This window comes from Providencia sp. PROV252, from assembly GCF_033676005.1.
Classification (GTDB): Bacteria; Pseudomonadota; Gammaproteobacteria; order Enterobacterales; family Enterobacteriaceae; genus Providencia; species Providencia vermicola.
In genome coordinates, this window is sequence record NZ_CP096294.1 from 244178 (window position 1) to 260441 (window position 16264).

16 protein-coding genes are annotated in these 16264 nt (G+C 44.6%); 8 read left to right on the forward strand and 8 right to left on the reverse strand.

Features of this window, described 5'->3' with window-relative positions:
* Nucleotides 1-20 precede the first annotated feature (20 nt).
* The 4 genes from glpG to M1F05_RS01095 all read right to left on the reverse strand — a co-directional run bounded on the left by glpG (nt 21) and on the right by M1F05_RS01095 (nt 2622).
* A complete protein-coding gene (glpG, locus tag M1F05_RS01080; protein WP_206085015.1) occupies nt 21-869 on the reverse strand; it encodes a rhomboid family intramembrane serine protease GlpG in 849 nt (282 codons plus the stop codon).
* 16 nt (nt 870-885) lie between these two features.
* Nucleotides 886-1209 (reverse strand): thiosulfate sulfurtransferase GlpE, encoded by a 324-nt coding sequence (gene glpE, locus M1F05_RS01085; protein ID WP_047756248.1) that lies wholly within the window; start codon nt 1207-1209, stop codon nt 886-888.
* A gap of 87 nt (nt 1210-1296) precedes the next feature.
* Nucleotides 1297-1875, reverse strand: a complete 579-nt coding sequence (gene nfuA / locus M1F05_RS01090) for a Fe-S biogenesis protein NfuA (RefSeq protein WP_206085013.1) — start codon at nt 1873-1875, stop codon at nt 1297-1299.
* A 63-nt stretch (nt 1876-1938) separates the two neighbouring features.
* Nucleotides 1939-2622: a DNA utilization protein GntX gene (locus tag M1F05_RS01095; RefSeq protein ID WP_206085011.1), complete on the reverse strand. Its 684-nt coding sequence runs from the start codon at nt 2620-2622 to the stop codon at nt 1939-1941.
* A gap of 47 nt (nt 2623-2669) precedes the next feature.
* Between M1F05_RS01095 and bioH the strand changes: the two genes are divergently transcribed.
* Entirely contained in the window at nt 2670-3446 is a 777-nt protein-coding gene (gene bioH, locus M1F05_RS01100) for a pimeloyl-ACP methyl ester esterase BioH (RefSeq protein WP_206085009.1), read from the forward strand.
* Between the two features lie 26 nt (nt 3447-3472).
* Here the strand turns inward: bioH and M1F05_RS01105 are convergent, their stop codons facing one another.
* The 4 genes from M1F05_RS01105 to M1F05_RS01120 form a co-directional block, all read right to left on the reverse strand.
* Complete coding sequence (locus tag M1F05_RS01105) at nt 3473-3706, reverse strand: FeoC-like transcriptional regulator (protein ID WP_206085003.1); 234 nt, start codon at nt 3704-3706, stop codon at nt 3473-3475.
* A gap of 10 nt (nt 3707-3716) precedes the next feature.
* Nucleotides 3717-6035, reverse strand: coding sequence for a Fe(2+) transporter permease subunit FeoB (feoB, locus tag M1F05_RS01110; RefSeq protein WP_206085001.1), 2319 nt, complete (start codon nt 6033-6035; stop codon nt 3717-3719).
* 29 nt (nt 6036-6064) lie between these two features.
* Nucleotides 6065-6295: a ferrous iron transporter A gene (feoA, locus tag M1F05_RS01115; protein ID WP_047756225.1), complete on the reverse strand. Its 231-nt coding sequence runs from the start codon at nt 6293-6295 to the stop codon at nt 6065-6067.
* A gap of 364 nt (nt 6296-6659) precedes the next feature.
* The gene (locus M1F05_RS01120) at nt 6660-8990 is read right to left on the reverse strand and encodes a Tex family protein (protein ID WP_206084994.1); all 2331 of its coding nucleotides are present in this window, start codon (nt 8988-8990) and stop codon (nt 6660-6662) included.
* A 169-nt stretch (nt 8991-9159) separates the two neighbouring features.
* On the opposite strand from M1F05_RS01120, the gene greB reads away from it, so the two are divergent.
* From greB to pstA, 7 genes are all read left to right on the forward strand, one after another.
* Entirely contained in the window at nt 9160-9645 is a 486-nt protein-coding gene (greB, locus tag M1F05_RS01125; RefSeq protein WP_206084992.1) for a transcription elongation factor GreB, read from the forward strand.
* Between the two features lie 114 nt (nt 9646-9759).
* Nucleotides 9760-10479, forward strand: coding sequence for a two-component system response regulator OmpR (ompR, locus tag M1F05_RS01130; RefSeq protein WP_042847751.1), 720 nt, complete (start codon nt 9760-9762; stop codon nt 10477-10479).
* Nucleotides 10476-11807 (forward strand): two-component system sensor histidine kinase EnvZ, encoded by a 1332-nt coding sequence (gene envZ / locus M1F05_RS01135; RefSeq protein WP_206084984.1) that lies wholly within the window; start codon nt 10476-10478, stop codon nt 11805-11807. The genes ompR and envZ overlap by 4 nt, the downstream gene beginning before the upstream one ends.
* A 260-nt stretch (nt 11808-12067) precedes the next feature.
* Entirely contained in the window at nt 12068-12922 is an 855-nt protein-coding gene (locus tag M1F05_RS01140; protein ID WP_206084981.1) for a hypothetical protein, read from the forward strand.
* A 314-nt stretch (nt 12923-13236) separates the two neighbouring features.
* The gene (gene pstS / locus M1F05_RS01145; protein WP_206084975.1) at nt 13237-14280 is read left to right on the forward strand and encodes a phosphate ABC transporter substrate-binding protein PstS; all 1044 of its coding nucleotides are present in this window, start codon (nt 13237-13239) and stop codon (nt 14278-14280) included.
* A 109-nt stretch (nt 14281-14389) separates the two neighbouring features.
* On the forward strand, nt 14390-15346 hold the full coding sequence (gene pstC, locus M1F05_RS01150) for a phosphate ABC transporter permease PstC (RefSeq protein ID WP_206084973.1): 957 nt from the start codon (nt 14390-14392) through the stop codon (nt 15344-15346).
* A gap of 1 nt (nt 15347) precedes the next feature.
* Nucleotides 15348-16229, forward strand: coding sequence for a phosphate ABC transporter permease PstA (pstA, locus tag M1F05_RS01155; RefSeq protein WP_206084971.1), 882 nt, complete (start codon nt 15348-15350; stop codon nt 16227-16229).
* Nucleotides 16230-16264: the final 35 nt, after the last annotated feature.

A 16264-nucleotide genomic window follows, 5' to 3' on the forward strand; every position in this document is an offset into this window, starting at 1 on the left:
CCTCTAATTATTAAAATGTATTATCTGGAACTCTGGTGTTTAATAAAGCTGTGCCTATTATCCCACACTCCCATCAATAAGCCGATAATTAACCCTGAAGTGTGTGCGGCATTCGCAATATGCATCCCTAAAATATCGAAGTAACCAAAAAAGAGCCAGATAATTGAGAAAATCATTAACCCTCGGGGAACATTCACGCCGCTTTCTGGGTTGCGCTCACCTGTTAGCCAAACGTAGCTAACTAGGGCATAAACGACACCCGATAAGCCCCCAAAGTTGTTTTCGCTAAACAGCGATTGTCCCCAGTTACTAAACAGGGCGGAGACTAATAAAATAGTAAAGAGCTTTCCTGTTCCCAGCTTGCGTTCAACTTGGCCAGCTAAAAACCACCATAACGCAAGGTTAAACCCAATATGTGACAGTGAAAAATGCACAAAGGCGGGGCTTATCCAACGCCAAAGTTCTGATTGTTGGTCTCCAATTGGCCACGCTAAGTAACGTAATACTTCACGAGCATCGGTCATTTCTACCCAAAGATATACAATAATCGATAGCAGAATAACAGCAATTGTGAGTGGCCCTGATTGTTCTTTCAGGTAACCCCAAGTGAGAAAATTGCGGTATTGAAATTGCGCATCGGTATTACCTGTTTGCCAGCTAGCAGCAAGGTAGCGCTGGTCATTTGGGTTTTGCAGGAAAGTATCAAGCTCTTGACGGACTTGATTAAGAAATTGGTCATCTTCCAACCAAAGTTCATACAGCGCTTGTTCTTGGGAGGGTTTAAGGCTTAAATGGATATTTTGCCCTGCCATATAGTCAACAAATGCTTGCGCCATTCTTGGGTTAGCAAAGGAAGTGATGTGGATCATGAATGCGTTTTCTCGTCTAGAGCGCCGTGACGGCTTGTGGATATTCCCTTAACCAGGCTTCAAACCCGCCATTAATGCTGTAAACAGATTCATAGCCGATGTTTATCAGGTATTGTGCTGCGCCTTGGCTGCTGTGCCCGTGGTAGCACATTACCATAACGGGTTGTTCATAATCTGTTTGTTCTAAAAATTGACTCAGCGACTCATTGGTGAGGTGATAAGCACCGCTAGCATGACCTGCGCGGAAGCTTTGTGGATCACGTACATCAACAAGTACGGCAGAGCTTTCCAACCAATGTTGATAAGCTTGCTCTGGTGTTAGTGTCTCAAAATGGTCCATAAAATACCGAATATAGCGGGGAAAACCCCATAAAAAACGAATACGGCACCTGTAAGCAGAAAAACAGGTGCCAGATATCAGTGGCAATTAGTAGAAAGAGTGCTCGCCACGTTGGTGTTCAGTCAGGTCTTTAACGCCTTTTAACTCACCATCAAACATTTTCAGTAATTCTTTTTCGATACCTTCTTTTAAGGTGACATCGACCATAGAACAACCGTTACAACCACCACCAAATTGCAGGATAGCAAAGCCTTCATCGGTAATTTCCATTAGGGAAACACGGCCGCCGTGGCTGGCTAATTGTGGGTTAATTTGTGACTGTAAAACGTACTCAACGCGCTCGATTAATGGTGCATCATCAGAGACTTTGCGCATTTTTGCGTTTGGTGCTTTAAGCGTCAGTTGTGAACCCAGTTGGTCGGTAACGAAATCAATTTCGGCTTCTTCTAAGAAAGGCGCGCTAATTTCATCAACATAAGCAGATAATTTTTCGAACTTCAGTTCCTTATCTGTTGCTTCAACGGCACCTGGCGGGCAGTATGAAACGCCACACTCAGCTGTTGGTGTACCTGGGTTGATGACAAATACACGGATTTGGGTTCCTGGCTCTTGACTTTCCAACAACTTGGCAAAATGAGCCTGTGCTGCTTCAGTAATATTAATCATAATCATTTGCTCAATAATAGTTGACTGCTTTAGTTGGTTATAATACGCCCATTTACCCCTTTCCTACAAGGTGCGACAGAGTGACCACGCATCAACAGTGCGCGCTCCCGCACAAATCAACAATTGTGCGGCTGTATTCATTGTCGAACCTGTCGTAATAACATCATCGAGAATGGCGACATGTAGGCCAGAAACCGTAGTTTCTAAGGTAAATGCTCCCTTTAGGTTTTTTCGGCGATGTTCACGTTTTAATGTAATCTGCGCCAGTGTATCACGACTACGGAGTAATGAATTTTGCGAATAGGGGATATTTAACCATCTGGATAAATTTTCGCCTATTAATGCCATGTGGTCAAATCCTCGCCACCATAATCGATGACGATGCAAGGGAATGGTCATAATGAGGTCGGGTTTTTGCCATGTATTTTCGCGGTAACCCTGTAGCCAAAATAAAACAAAAATGCGCGCTAAAGCAAAAGCGAGCTGCGATTGTTGATTAAACTTAAAGTGATGAATAAGCTTACGTAATGGAGCTTGATAGGGTGCGGCGGTAATTAAACGTTGCCAAGCAGGGGGCTGTTTTAAGCAACGACCGCATTGCAGTGTTTCGAGTTCACTGGGCAGTGCACAGCGTGGGCAGCACTTCGGCATAGTCGGTAAGCTTTTCAGGCAAAAACTGCAAATACCTTGGCAGCTTAAATTGAGTGATTGATGGCATAGCCAACATGCCCCTTCCATTGATAGCATGATGATATTCCGTTAAAAAATGTTGATTGAATAAAGAGAGTGTAACCATGGCAAAGCTATATTGGCAGACCGTCGGCGAAGGAAAACAAGATCTTGTGTTGCTGCACGGGTGGGGGTTGAATGCGCAAGTTTGGCAAACAATTATTGTGCGAATCGCGCCGCATTTTCGTGTTCATCTCGTTGACTTGCCAGGTTATGGGCGGAGCCAAGATTTTGCACCAATGAACATTCAATCCATGGCAGATATTTTGTGGGAACACGCCCCGAAAAACGCCATTTGGTTAGGGTGGTCGCTGGGTGGACTAGTTGCCAGTCGAATTGCACTGGATCACCCTCATGAAGTTCAAGGGCTGATTACCGTTGCATCCTCCCCTTGCTTTAGAGCTAATGAGGATTGGGCGGGTATTCGGCCTGAAGTATTATTGGGCTTTGAACAACAGCTTGCCGCGGATTTTCATCGAACCGTTGAGCGCTTTTTAGCGTTGCAAACTTTAGGTACCGAAAGCGCCCGCACCGATGCACGCACTTTAAAATCAGTGGTGCTTGAACAACCTATTCCAACGGTGGAAACGTTAAATGCGGGGCTTGAATCATTGCGAACAGAAGATTTACGTGAAGAATTGAAGAGTTTACCTGTGCCGTTCTTACGGATTTATGGTTACCTTGATGGTTTAGTGCCGCGAAAAATAGTGCCTATGTTGGATGCGCTTTATCCAAACTCTCCATCCGTGATTATGCGCAATAGTGCCCATGCACCGTTTATTTCGCACCCTGATGAGTTTTGTGAATATTTACTGGATTTTCAAAGCCGATTGGAAGAGTAAAGCGAGTAAGCCGCTGAGGTTGTGGCTTATTTCATCTTATAAACAAAATGGGCGCAGTCGGTGCTTTCTGGGCAGCCTTTGCAGCTGGAGCCCGTTAAGCAGGCGCTTATATCCACCTGCTCAATTTTTCCTAAGCTTTCCAACTTTTCCACCATCGCTTTTATCATTGGCGTTGGGGTGTTGAGTTGCTCGCTAAGTAACGCGATGTCAGCTTGCCCGTATAAAGCAATCAAATCTCTCACTTGTAGCAAGCTGATCATCGTTTAGTCCTTAGTGGCAGGTATTGCTAGAGCAGCCAGAGCACTGCTGTGCGGTTTTGCTTTTAATATTCAACGTCACGCGGCTACGCATGCGACGTAGGAACATGAACAGGGCAATATTAAACACCACAACAGCCACAATAGTCATTAAGCTACTTTGTGGGTGCTCACTGAAAGTTGCGGTTTGGTAAAACAGTGCTGACAGGCTATAGGCCACATTCAGTCCCCAGAAGATGGAGAAGCTCATCCAGCTTTTGTTCGTTTCGCGAGCAATTGCCCCCATGACCGACACACAAGGCACATACAGTAAGACAAAAATCAGGTAGCTATAGGCGGCGATACCTGAGCCAAATTTCGCGGCCATAGTGCCCATTGAGCCTGATTCCATTTCGCCATCCCCTTTGCTAGCTTCGATTGGGTTCGATAACGCGCTTAGGGTAAAGGTTTCTTTTAAGCTATCCCATGTTTCAGATACTGCATCTTCCAGCTCATTCCATAAGTTGAAGGACTCTGCATCGAACGGTTCCGAGGTAATCGCTTCGGCGGTGTAGAGGGTATTCAACGTCCCAACAACCACTTCTTTTGCCATCGCTCCCGTAATCAAGCCCACGGTTGCTTGCCAGTTGTCGGCGTGAACACCGATTGGCTGCAATGCAGGGGTGATCACTTTACTGACTGAAGCTAGAGCTGAGTCATTAATGTTATCAACAGGTTTACCTGAGAACGAGAAACTATTGAGTGCGCCGATAAAGATACTCGCCACAACAATGACTTTACCTGCACGCACCACGAAGCCTTTTAAGCGCTGCCACGTTTGAATTAACAACGTTTTGACGTGCGGCACGTGGTACACGGGTAGTTCCATCACGAATGGCGATGCTTCGCCACGCATGAGGGTATGTTTGAGTAAAAGCCCCGTGAGGATAGCGACCACAATCCCTAAAATATACAGGGAGAACACGACACTCGCGCCATTTTTACCAAAGAAAGCTGCGGCAAATACCGCGAAGATTGCCAGCCTTGCGCCGCAAGACATAAACGGCGCCATCAGAACGGTAATCAGCCTTTCACGTGGGGCATCAAGGGTACGAGCGCCCATAATCGATGGGACGTTGCAACCAAAGCCGACGATTAATGGAACAAACGATTTGCCCGGTAGGCCTAGCGCCTGCATCAATCTGTCCATCACGAAAGCGGCTCGTGCCATATAGCCTGAGTCTTCAAGGATGGAAAGGAACAGGTACATCATCCCGATTTGCGGTACCAATGGCAGAACGGTATTAATACCGCCACCAACACCTTGAGCCAAGAAGATAGTGAGCCAATCAGGGAAACTAAAGTAGGCACCAACCCACTGAATACCATGGATAAATATTGCCTCAGAGGCACCTTCAAAGAACGGCTGAAGTGCCCCACCAATATTGATGGCAAGGACGAACATCAGGTACATCACAAACAAGAAAATGGGGACGCCTAGCCAACGGTTGAGGATAAATTTATCCAGTGATTGCGTCAGTCGGTTAGGTTCAGCGGCACTATTGTTGATCGCCGCTTGGCAAATGGTCGCAATAGATTGATAACGCGCATCAGCAATCAGAAGTTCAGGTTCTTCATTTAATGTTTCAGTGAGTTGCTGGCGAGTGGCTTGTAATTGCGTTTCTGAAATTTCAGCACGTTGGCGACTATAAATATCCCCTTCTAGAATTTGCAGGGCTAACCAGCGGCGTTGTTGGTGGCTAAATTGTTGAGCTGAAATTTGTTCAGACAATGAATCAACAGCTTGTAATAGCTGTGGTGGATATTCAACAAGGGCTTTTTGGTTATTTTTTGGATGAGTATCAATGGTTTTTTTCAGTTTATCGATACCTGTTGCACGGGTTGAAACCATTGGGATCACAGGGCAGCCCAGCTGTTTTTCCAGTTTAGCAATATCGATATCAATATGTTGGCTTTGGGCGATGTCCAACATATTCAAGGCGACAATACAGGGGACGCCTAACTCAACGAGTTGTAATGTGAGATAGAGATTGCGTTCTAGGTTCGACGCATCGACGACGTTAATCAACATGTCAGCTTCGCCACTTAAAATAAAGTAGCAGGCGATTTGTTCGTCGAGGGAGGTTTGTTCCGAAATGGTCGTGAGCGAGTAGGTGCCAGGGAGGTCGACAAGCTCAATTTTGTGGTCATCCGTGTGAAAGCGGCCAACCTTGCGCTCAACGGTGACGCCAGCCCAGTTACCGACGCGCTGTCTTGACCCTGTTAGCTGGTTAAAAAGGGTTGTTTTACCTGCATTGGGGTTACCAATTAAGCCGATAGTCAATCGTTTCATAGTGTTTGCCAATAATCAAAAAAGAAGACTTAAGCGGTAGGCGCTTCATCAAGGTTTAGTAGGGCGAGGTCCTTTTTGCGTAGCACTAAGCTAACGCGGTGAGTTTCGATTTGTACAGGATCGCCAAAAGGCGCTAAACGCACCACTTTAAAAACGGAGCCCGGTAATAAACCGAGAGACAATAATTTTTGTCGGTATGCAGGGCTTATTTCGGGGGAGAAGCCCAGAATTTTGTAACTGCATTGAGGAAGTATAGCCATAGTGTCTTCCTATTATCTTCCTAACGATTCAATTCATAATGATACGGATAATTATTGTTAGAAAAGTTTGTGTCCACAAGCAAAACGCAGAGTAAAACAAAAATAAATCTAATTAACAATGAGAATCATAATCATCCACCTTTTGTTATATTTAGCCTCTTTTTTCGTCAATTTGACTTGATGTGGATCAACGAAGCATGGAGTTAGCGGTGTTTTTTAGATAGCGATGGAATAAGGCGAAAAGAATTGGCTGGGTTGATTTTCGAACAATATATTGGATTTGTTTATTAATTTAGTAGTGAAGATATTTCTAGAAAATACTAAATACCCCAATGAATTTATTGGGGTATTTAGCTTAATCAGACTACTTTTTTTTGCCAAACGCAGCGGCAAGTGCATCGCTCATAGCACTGTTACCTGATGAATTCACGTTTTGGCGTGAGTTGCCACGAGGTGCAGGGGCTTTACGTGCGTTTTTATCTTGTGCTGGTGCCGCTTTGCGAGGTGCGCTATGAGAATCCCCTGCTTGTTCGTCCAAACGCATGGTGAGGGCAATACGCTTGCGGGCAATATCCACATCTAACACTTTCACTTTCACAATATCGCCCGCTTTCACCACTTTGTGTGGGTCTTCGACGTAACTATTGGAGAGTGAAGAGATATGCACTAAGCCGTCTTGGTGTACGCCGATATCCACAAACGCACCAAAGTTGGTCACGTTGGTCACCGCACCTTCTAAAATCATGCCAGAAACGAGGTCATTCATTGTTTCCACACCTTCTGCAAAGGTAGCGGTTTTAAATTCAGGGCGTGGGTCACGACCTGGTTTTTCTAACTCTTTGATGATATCTGTAACGGTGGGTACACCAAATTGTTCTGTGGTGAAATCACGCGGACTCAGTGTGTTGAGCACTTGTGAATTACCCATAATGTCTTTCAATGGCTGGCGGACGGTTTGCAGAATTTTTTCAACAATAGGGTAAGCTTCAGGGTGAACTGTTGACGCATCCAGCGGGTTCTCACCATTGGTGATACGCAGGAACCCTGCACATTGTTCAAAGGCTTTAGGCCCAAGGCGAGCTACTTTCAACAACTGTTTTCGGTCATTGAATTGGCCATTTTCATCGCGCCAATCAACCACGTTCTGCGCTATCATTTTGCTCAAGCCTGCAACACGGGTAAGCAAAGCGACTGACGCGGTATTTAAGTCTACACCTACGGAGTTTACGCAGTCTTCGACAACGGCATCCAGTTTACGGGCGAGTTGGGTTTGGCTAACATCATGTTGATATTGACCCACGCCAATAGATTTCGGGTCGATTTTAACCAGTTCAGCTAGCGGGTCTTGTAGACGGCGAGCAATCGATACGGCACCACGCAAAGACACATCCAAGGTTGGGAATTCTAGCGCGGCTAGCTCAGAGGCGGAGTACACTGATGCACCCGCTTCACTGACAATCACTTTTTGCGCAGTGACTTCAGGGTATTGTTTTTGCACCTCCGCAAAGAAACGTTCAGTTTCGCGAGACGCGGTACCGTTACCAATCGCCACTAATTCAACGTTATGTTTCTGGCACAATGCCGCCACGATGGTTGCTGCTTTCGCTGCTTGCCCAGTGTGCGGGTAGATAGTATCGGTCGCGATCAGTTTTCCTGTCGCATCCACAACCGCAACTTTCACCCCAGTACGTAGACCAGGATCGAGGCCCATCGTTGCACGCATACCTGCGGGCGCAGCCATCAGTAAGTCGCTGAGGTTACGGGCAAAAACATTAATCGCTTCTTCTTCGGCTTTTTCACGTAAAGCGCTCATCACTTCTGTTTCTAAGTGCAGAAGCACTTTGACACGCCATGTCCAGCTAATGACCGCTTTACGCCATTGGTCGGCAGGGGCGTTATTCAAACGCACATCTAAGTGGCGAGTAATAATCTCTTCGCAATAACTTTCTTTGGGTGGCTCATCGAATTGAGGGTCACAATTTAACGAAAGCTGTAAAATGCCTTCGTTGCGACCTCGGAACATTGCCAGTGCGCGGTGTGAAGGCACTTGGGAAACGGGTTCTTGGTGTTCGAAGTAATCGCTAAATTTGACGCCTTCTGCTTGTTTGCCTTCTGCAACGACGGAAACGAGGTGCGCATTTTTCCAAATATAGTCACGAACTTTCGCCAATAAAGTTGCATCTTCGGCGAAACGCTCCATCAGGATGTAACGAGCACCATCTAAAGCTGCTTTCACATCCGCCACGCCTTTATCTGCGTCGATATAAGTTTGAGCAAGGGCTTCAGGGGATTGGCTTGGGTCTGTCCACAGCGTATCCGCTAATGGCTCAAGTCCTGCTTCAATGGCGATTTGCCCACGAGTGCGACGTTTTGGTTTGTAGGGTAAGTAAAGGTCTTCAAGTTCGGTTTTATTGAGCGTGCTGTTGATAGCAGCGGCGAGTTCAGGGGATAATTTCCCTTGTTCTTCAATCGATTTGAGAATGGTTTGCTTACGATCGTTGAGTTCGCGTAAGTACCCTAAGCGGCTTTCTAGCTGGCGAAGCTGAGTATCGTCCAACCCTCCGGTAACCTCTTTACGGTAACGCGCGATAAACGGGACAGTATTGCCTTCATCCAACAATGTGATGGCAGAAAAAACCTGTTTCGGTTGGGCTTGCAGTTCTGCTGCAATAATTTGGCTTAGAGTTTCATTCATGTCGTGTTTAAATACCTACTGAAAGAACAGTTAAAAAATTTACTGCACTGTTATACTTGGTGGTAGCGAGAATTTCCAGACTGAATTTCGGTCTATTGGTAGGAAAGTCTCAGATTATGTTCTATAAAATATTATCATTTTTGTACTTATTGACTAATATTCTAAGGTTATGGCGAAAAGTCTATTAATAACGCGTGAAGGTTGGGATACGCTCGACAAAGAGCTTAAGTATCTGTGGAAAGAGGAACGGCCTAGAGTGACCCAATCGGTCTCAGAGGCTGCGGCACAAGGCGATCGCTCAGAAAACGCTGAATATATTTATGGTAAAAAAAGGCTGCGTGAGATAGACCGACGCATTCGTTTTTTATCTAAAAGATTGGATCAACTCAGGATTATCGAGCCAGATCCTCGCCAAGAAGGCCGTGTCTTTTTTGGTGCATGGGTTAAACTTGAAGATGATAATGAAAATATCAGAATATTCCGCATAGTTGGCGCGGATGAGTTTAATCCTGCAAAACAATGGATTTCAATTGACTCTCCTGTTGCACGCGCTCTGATTGGTAAGCAGGTTGATGATGAAATTACGGTGAACACGCCTGGTGGGGATGTCACCTATTTTGTTTTAGAAATAAGCTATAAACCACTAACCGCCTGAAGTGTAAAATGATTCATTAAATCTATGGTTAATGGTAAATTAGTGAACATTAAACGTGTTTTTGTTTACTTTTAGAACAATAATTTGAAAGATGCACATCTTGAGGGCTACAAAATGCAGGAAAGTTATAAAGTTCTTGTCGTCGATGATGATATGCGTTTACGTGCACTGCTGGAGCGTTACCTCACTGAACAAGGCTTTCAGGTCAGGAGTGCTGCAAACGCCGAACAAATGGACAGGATCCTGACGAGGGAATCTATTCATCTGATCGTGTTAGATTTAATGCTTCCAGGTGAAGATGGCCTATCAATCTGCCGTCGTTTACGTAGCCAAAATAACCCAATCCCGATCATTATGGTTACGGCAAAGGGTGAAGAAGTTGACCGTATTGTTGGTTTAGAAATCGGGGCGGATGACTATATTCCTAAACCGTTCAACCCACGTGAGCTGCTGGCTCGTATTCGCGCCGTATTACGCCGCCAAGCAAATGAATTGCCAGGTGCGCCATCTCAGGATGACGCAGTCATTACCTTTGGTAAATTTAAGCTAAATCTTGGAACGCGTGAAATGTTCCAAGGTGATGAAAATATGCCACTGACCAGTGGCGAGTTTGCGGTATTAAAAGTGTTGGTTTCTTATCCAAGAGAGCCGCTATCTCGTGACAAGCTCATGAGCCTAGCAAGAGGCCGCGAGTACAGTGCGATGGAACGTTCAATTGACGTTCAAATTTCGCGTCTGCGTCGCATGGTTGAAGAAGACCCAGCGCACCCACGCTATATTCAAACGGTTTGGGGCTTGGGCTATGTGTTTGTTCCGGATGGAAGTAAAGCATGAAGCGACTGAGGTTCTCACGACGTAGTACATTTTCTCGTTCGTTGTTTTTATTTGTTGCGCTGCTGTTCGCGAGCTTAGTGACCAGCTATATGGTGGTATTGAATTTTGTTGTGATGCCTAGCTTACAACAATTCAATAAAGTCCTTGCGTACGAAGTTAGAACATTGATGACCGAGAAAATGGTTCTACAAGATGGGACCTCAGTGCGGGTTTCCCCCGCTTTGCGTAAGAAAATCTACAATGAATTAGGTATTACGTTCTATGCCCATTCTGCTGCCATGGAGGAAGGGCTGAATTGGGCTAAAGAGTATGATTTTCTGAGCGAACACATGTCGCAATACTTAGGCGGTAAGGCAAATGTTCATCTTGAGCTTGGCCGTGAGTATCCGATTTTGTGGTTAACGTCTTATCTCGCCCCAGATATTTGGGTGCGAGTACCTCTGACTGAAATTGGTCAAAACCAGTTTTCCCTTGTTTTCAGGTATACCTTAACCATTTTCCTCACGATCTTTGCAGGGGTATGGCTGTATATTCGCTACCAAAACAAGCCATTACTTGAATTGGAGTACCATGCAGGGGAGGTCGGAAAGGGCTTTGTATTGCCCCCGATGCAAGAAAAGGGGGCAACGGAAGTTAGGGCAGCAATTCGGTCTTTTAACCACATGGCTGCTGGGATTAAAACCCTTGAAAATGACCGAACTGTCTTGATGGCAGGGGTTAGCCATGACTTAAGAACACCATTAACTCGTATCCGCTTAGCGACAGAAATGATGAGCCCAGAAGACAGCTATCTGGCAGAGTCTATCAACAAAGATATTGAAGAGTGTGATGCGATTATTGGCCAATTCATGTCTTACCTGAAAACAGGTCAAGAGATGGATATGGAATTCTGCGATCTCAACGCGATTCTGATGGAAGCAGTCAATTCAGAAAGCAGTGTGGTTGGCGAAATCGAAACAGCGTTAGAACCTGGATCCATGATTGTGAACGGTAACCCGTTGGCCATCAAACGTGCAATCACTAATATGATTGTAAATGCGTACCGCTATGGAAATGGCTGGATCAAAGTCAGCAGTGGAAAAAACGAAGATTTTGTCTGGTTCCAAGTGGAAGATGACGGCGCGGGTATCAAAGACGAAGATATCCACCGCTTATTCCAACCGTTCGTGCAAGGCGAAAAAGCACGAAGTAATACAGGGACAGGCTTGGGACTAGCGATTATACGCCGTATAGTGGACGCCCATGAAGGGAGCATTGAGATCCATAAAAGTGAGCGCGGCGGGTTTGCAATACGGGCTTTACTTCCTCTTAAAGAGAAAGAAGACTGATATGCCTACAACTTGCACTATTTAGATCTATCTTTCTAAAATAATGCCATTAATTGGGCTCAAATTGTTTTGGGCCTTTCCCTGAATTTTCATATCTGCACGGTTGCGTCCAGCTGCTCGGTGCTGGATTCTTAATACCACCCGCTTAATAAATTTCCTTCTTATCTGTTCATTTATCAATGCCAGAATCGTTATATAAAAGACGCAATAGGTACCTTGCTTGGATAATCAGTGCAAATAAAATCATTATGGTAAATATTATGTCAGTTCATATTAGTGCAACTAAAATCATTCATAGTTTATCCAAAAGCTTAAAAACATGCTCAAATTTTTTATTTAATAAAAATAAAGGGAGTGTTTCGGGGCAGATGAAAAATGTAATGAATACGAATATTACAAATGTTTTACAAAAGGAAAAGAAAATAACACTGAAGGAACCGGTAGTTGGCAACTCGATTACAAAAGTTGCTGTACAACCATCAGAAAAACAAGCTGAACCAAAGCTATCCACCGCTTTACCAATGTCGATATCTCAGCCAGTATCACCACCACCACCACCACCACCACCACCACCACCACCACCACCAATGCTTGATACTCTTCCAATACAACGATTACCAACAACTGAATTACCTAAACATGAAGTGTCAGTTAGGACAGAGGCAAACCATACGGTATTAAATCGACAGTTGACAGATAAAGTCGCCTCAGGTTTATTTGAAGAAATGGCAACCTTGCAAAGGTTTAAGGATGCGGGAAAGGAATGCAATAAGCCAGAATATGCCGCAAAGGAACTGACTGAAAGTGAAGCAGCAGTGCTAAAATTGAAAAATTCAGTTATTAAAAAGAATCAAAAAGTAGCAGGTTTTTCTGCTGCTAGTCTTGAAGAAAGTTCACTATTTAGGAAACTACAGGCAAAAGCGAAAATGGAAGACGATATTAGTCCTAAAAAACCTTCTTTAGAATCAACTTGTTCTCCTGCTATTAACAAATATATTGAACATGAAAGACAGTCGAAAAAAGATCTAGAAGCAAAAAAAGAAAGTATGAAAGCTGAGCTGATTGCTAGAGTCGCTAATCCAATGCTACGTAAAACAGGGATTAAGCTATCGTAATGTTATTTTGTTTTTTCTTTCGATAAACTCGCGAATGCGGGTTTATTTTTTTTTAGATAAAATAATTTAAGACTTTTTTATGACAATACATCATTTCGTTATTATGGATGTTTTTTTTCTGACTTATTGATTTTATTTGAAATTAAACATATTCCTTTTTGTTTTTTTCCTAAGCTAGGTGTGAATACAGTCAATTGTCATAAAACTGTCATAAAAACGACATGTTGTCGTAACTAAATTGTCCTATTTTTCCTACCGTGACATACACCCAACAATTTTATACTTGATTGTTTCTATACATCCCCGGAGGGATTATGAAAATGACGCGTACCACCTTAGCAAGCGTAATGGCAGCAACTTTGTCTCTGACTGCAATGTCTTCTTTTGCTGCTACCAGCCTGACCGGAGCTGGCGCGACCTTCCCTGCTCCTGTTTATGCGAAGTGGGCAGACTCTTATCAGAAAGAAACAGGTAATAAAGTGAACTATCAGGGGATTGGCTCTTCTGGTGGTGTAAAACAGATTAATGCAAAAACAGTTGATTTCGGTGCGTCTGATGCGCCATTGACTGATGAAAAACTAAAAGAAGATGGTTTGTTCCAATTCCCTACCGTTATTGGTGGTGTGGTGTTGGCGGTTAACGTAAAAGGCATCGAATCAGGTCAACTGACTTTAGATGGCAACACATTAGGTGATATCTATTTAGGTAAAATCACCAAATGGAATGACCCAGCTATTGCAAAATTAAATCCGAAAGTGAGCTTACCAGACCAAGCTATTGCGGTGGTTAGACGTTCTGATGGTTCAGGTACTACATTTGTTTTCACCAGCTACTTAGCAAAAGTAAGTGCGAATTGGAAAGATGAAATTGGTGCGGGCTCAACCGTTAACTGGCCGAAAAACAGCGTAGGCGGTAAAGGTAACGATGGTGTTGCCGCATTCGTACAACGTCTGCCAGGCTCTATCGGCTATGTGGAATATGCTTACGCAAAACAAAATAATCTTGCGTATACTAAGTTAGTTTCTGCGGATGGCGAAGCGGTATCACCAACAGGCGAAAGTTTCAGCGCAGCAGCGAAAAAAGTTGACTGGTCGAAGTCGTTTGCTCAAGACCTGACTAACCGTGATGGTGCAAACGCATGGCCAATCACGTCAACAACGTTCATCTTAGTACACAAAGAACAAGCCAATGCTGAAAAAGGCAAAGCCGTTCTCGACTTCTACAACTGGGCGTACGATAAAGGCGGTAAACAAGCAGAAGCGCTGGATTACGCCGTTTTACCTCAAGAGGTTGTAACAGCTGTTCGTGCAGCATGGAAAACAGAAATTAAAGATAGCCAAGGTAAAGCATTGTTCTAATGCACCTCGGGTTGGAAATGGCGGGTAAGTACTGAGGAACAGGGCTTACCCGCTCATTGTTGTAACACAATCCTACAGTACAAGTAGGAATGGAAAGAGAACAAAGCGCATGGCCGAAAAAACAACGGCATTTAGAGCTCCCAGCAAATCAGGTGATGTAATTTTTGGTGCACTGGTAAAGATTGCCGCGCTAATCACTTTGTTAATGCTAGGTGGCATCATTATTTCCCTTATTTTTGCGTCTTGGCCAAGTATGCAGAAGTTTGGGTTTTCGTTTTTATGGACCAAAGAGTGGGATGCGCCTGCAGAACAGTTCGGTGCCCTTGTGCCAATCTATGGCACCATTGTAACCTCGTTAATCGCCCTGATTATCGCCGTCCCCGTCAGTTTCGGTATCGCGTTGTTCTTAACGGAGCTTGCGCCAAACTGGCTAAAACGTCCATTAGGGATTGCTATTGAATTGCTTGCCGCCATTCCCAGTATCGTTTACGGGATGTGGGGCTTATTCGTTTTCGCACCACTATTTGCAGAATATTTCCAAGAGCCAGTTGGCAACGTGATGTCGAGTATTCCAATTGTCGGTGAATTATTTTCAGGCCCTGCATTCGGGATAGGTATTTTAGCGGCGGGGATTATCCTCGCGATTATGATTATTCCATACATTGCGTCTGTTATGCGTGATGTGTTTGAACAAACCCCTGTGATGATGAAAGAGTCAGCCTACGGGATTGGCTGTACCACTTGGGAAGTGATTTGGAACATCGTATTGCCGTATACCCGTAACGGGGTAATAGGCGGGGTGATGTTAGGGTTAGGCCGTGCATTGGGTGAAACCATGGCGGTAACCTTCGTGATTGGTAATACCTACCAGCTCGATAGTGCATCCCTCTTCATGCCAGGAAACAGTATTACTTCCGCACTAGCGAATGAATTTGCGGAAGCAGAAAGTGGCTTACATACCTCAGCGCTGATGGAACTTGGGCTTATCCTGTTTGTTATCACGTTTATTGTGTTGGCGATTTCCAAGTTGATGGTAATGCGTCTTGCGAAGAATGAGGGGCGTTAATATGTCAGAATATCAACCTTTTATCGTCAATGAGAAAGAACGCGCACGCCGTCAAGCATGGCGCCGCCAAGTTAACAGAATGGCACTGCTTGTCTCAATGTTGACCATGGCATTCGGGCTGTTCTGGTTAGTGTGGATTTTATTTTCGACGGTGACCAAAGGGATTGACGGTATGTCCCTTAACCTGTTTACCGAGATGACGCCACCACCAAATACAGAAGGTGGTGGTTTAGCGAATGCGATCGTCGGAAGTGGTTTATTAATCCTGTGGGCTACCGTGATTGGAACACCTTTAGGGATTTTAGCGGGGATTTACTTGGCAGAATACGGTCGTAAATCATGGCTAGCATCTGTGACCCGCTTTATTAATGACATTCTGTTATCAGCACCATCTATTGTTGTTGGTCTGTTTGTGTATACCATCGTGGTTGCGCAAATGCAGCACTTCTCTGGATGGGCAGGGGTGATTGCGCTGGCATTGCTGCAAATCCCTATTGTTATTCGTACCACTGAAAACATGCTGAAACTGGTACCAGATAGCTTGCGTGAAGCGGCTTATGCTCTTGGAACGCCGAAATGGAAAATGATTTTATCCATTACATTAAAGGCATCTGTATCTGGGATTATTACAGGGATCTTACTGGCAATTGCGCGTATTGCGGGAGAAACCGCACCGCTCCTGTTTACTTCACTGTCGAACCAGTTCTGGAGTACAGATATGAGCGAACCCATTGCTAACTTACCTGTAACGATTTTCAAATTCGCAATGAGCCCATTCTCCGAATGGCAAGAGCTCGCATGGGCTGGGGTGCTGTTAATTACCCTGTGTGTCCTGCTGATTAACATCATTGCCCGCGTTGTGTTTGCACAGAAAAAACACTAAGCGCCCAGATAAATAAAGATTTAGAGAGAAAGTAA

Bases quoted from the DNA above. Each gene is read 5' to 3' on its own strand.
- M1F05_RS01120 (WP_206084994.1), bottom strand. From the start codon at position 8,990: ATGAATGAAACTCTAAGCCAAATTATTGCAGCAGAACTGCAAGCCCAA.
- pstC (WP_206084973.1), top strand. From the start codon at position 14,390: ATGGCCGAAAAAACAACGGCATTTAGAGCTCCCAGCAAATCAGGTGAT.
- envZ (WP_206084984.1), top strand. From the start codon at position 10,476: ATGAAGCGACTGAGGTTCTCACGACGTAGTACATTTTCTCGTTCGTTG.
- feoB (WP_206085001.1), bottom strand. From the start codon at position 6,035: ATGAAACGATTGACTATCGGCTTAATTGGTAACCCCAATGCAGGTAAA.
- nfuA (WP_206085013.1), bottom strand. From the start codon at position 1,875: ATGATTAATATTACTGAAGCAGCACAGGCTCATTTTGCCAAGTTGTTG.
- M1F05_RS01140 (WP_206084981.1), top strand. From the start codon at position 12,068: ATGTCAGTTCATATTAGTGCAACTAAAATCATTCATAGTTTATCCAAA.
- feoA (WP_047756225.1), bottom strand. From the start codon at position 6,295: ATGGCTATACTTCCTCAATGCAGTTACAAAATTCTGGGCTTCTCCCCC.
- greB (WP_206084992.1), top strand. From the start codon at position 9,160: ATGGCGAAAAGTCTATTAATAACGCGTGAAGGTTGGGATACGCTCGAC.
- M1F05_RS01095 (WP_206085011.1), bottom strand. From the start codon at position 2,622: ATGCTATCAATGGAAGGGGCATGTTGGCTATGCCATCAATCACTCAAT.
- pstA (WP_206084971.1), top strand. From the start codon at position 15,348: ATGTCAGAATATCAACCTTTTATCGTCAATGAGAAAGAACGCGCACGC.
- bioH (WP_206085009.1), top strand. From the start codon at position 2,670: ATGGCAAAGCTATATTGGCAGACCGTCGGCGAAGGAAAACAAGATCTT.
- glpG (WP_206085015.1), bottom strand. From the start codon at position 869: ATGATCCACATCACTTCCTTTGCTAACCCAAGAATGGCGCAAGCATTT.
- M1F05_RS01105 (WP_206085003.1), bottom strand. From the start codon at position 3,706: ATGATCAGCTTGCTACAAGTGAGAGATTTGATTGCTTTATACGGGCAA.
- pstS (WP_206084975.1), top strand. From the start codon at position 13,237: ATGAAAATGACGCGTACCACCTTAGCAAGCGTAATGGCAGCAACTTTG.
- ompR (WP_042847751.1), top strand. From the start codon at position 9,760: ATGCAGGAAAGTTATAAAGTTCTTGTCGTCGATGATGATATGCGTTTA.
- glpE (WP_047756248.1), bottom strand. From the start codon at position 1,209: ATGGACCATTTTGAGACACTAACACCAGAGCAAGCTTATCAACATTGG.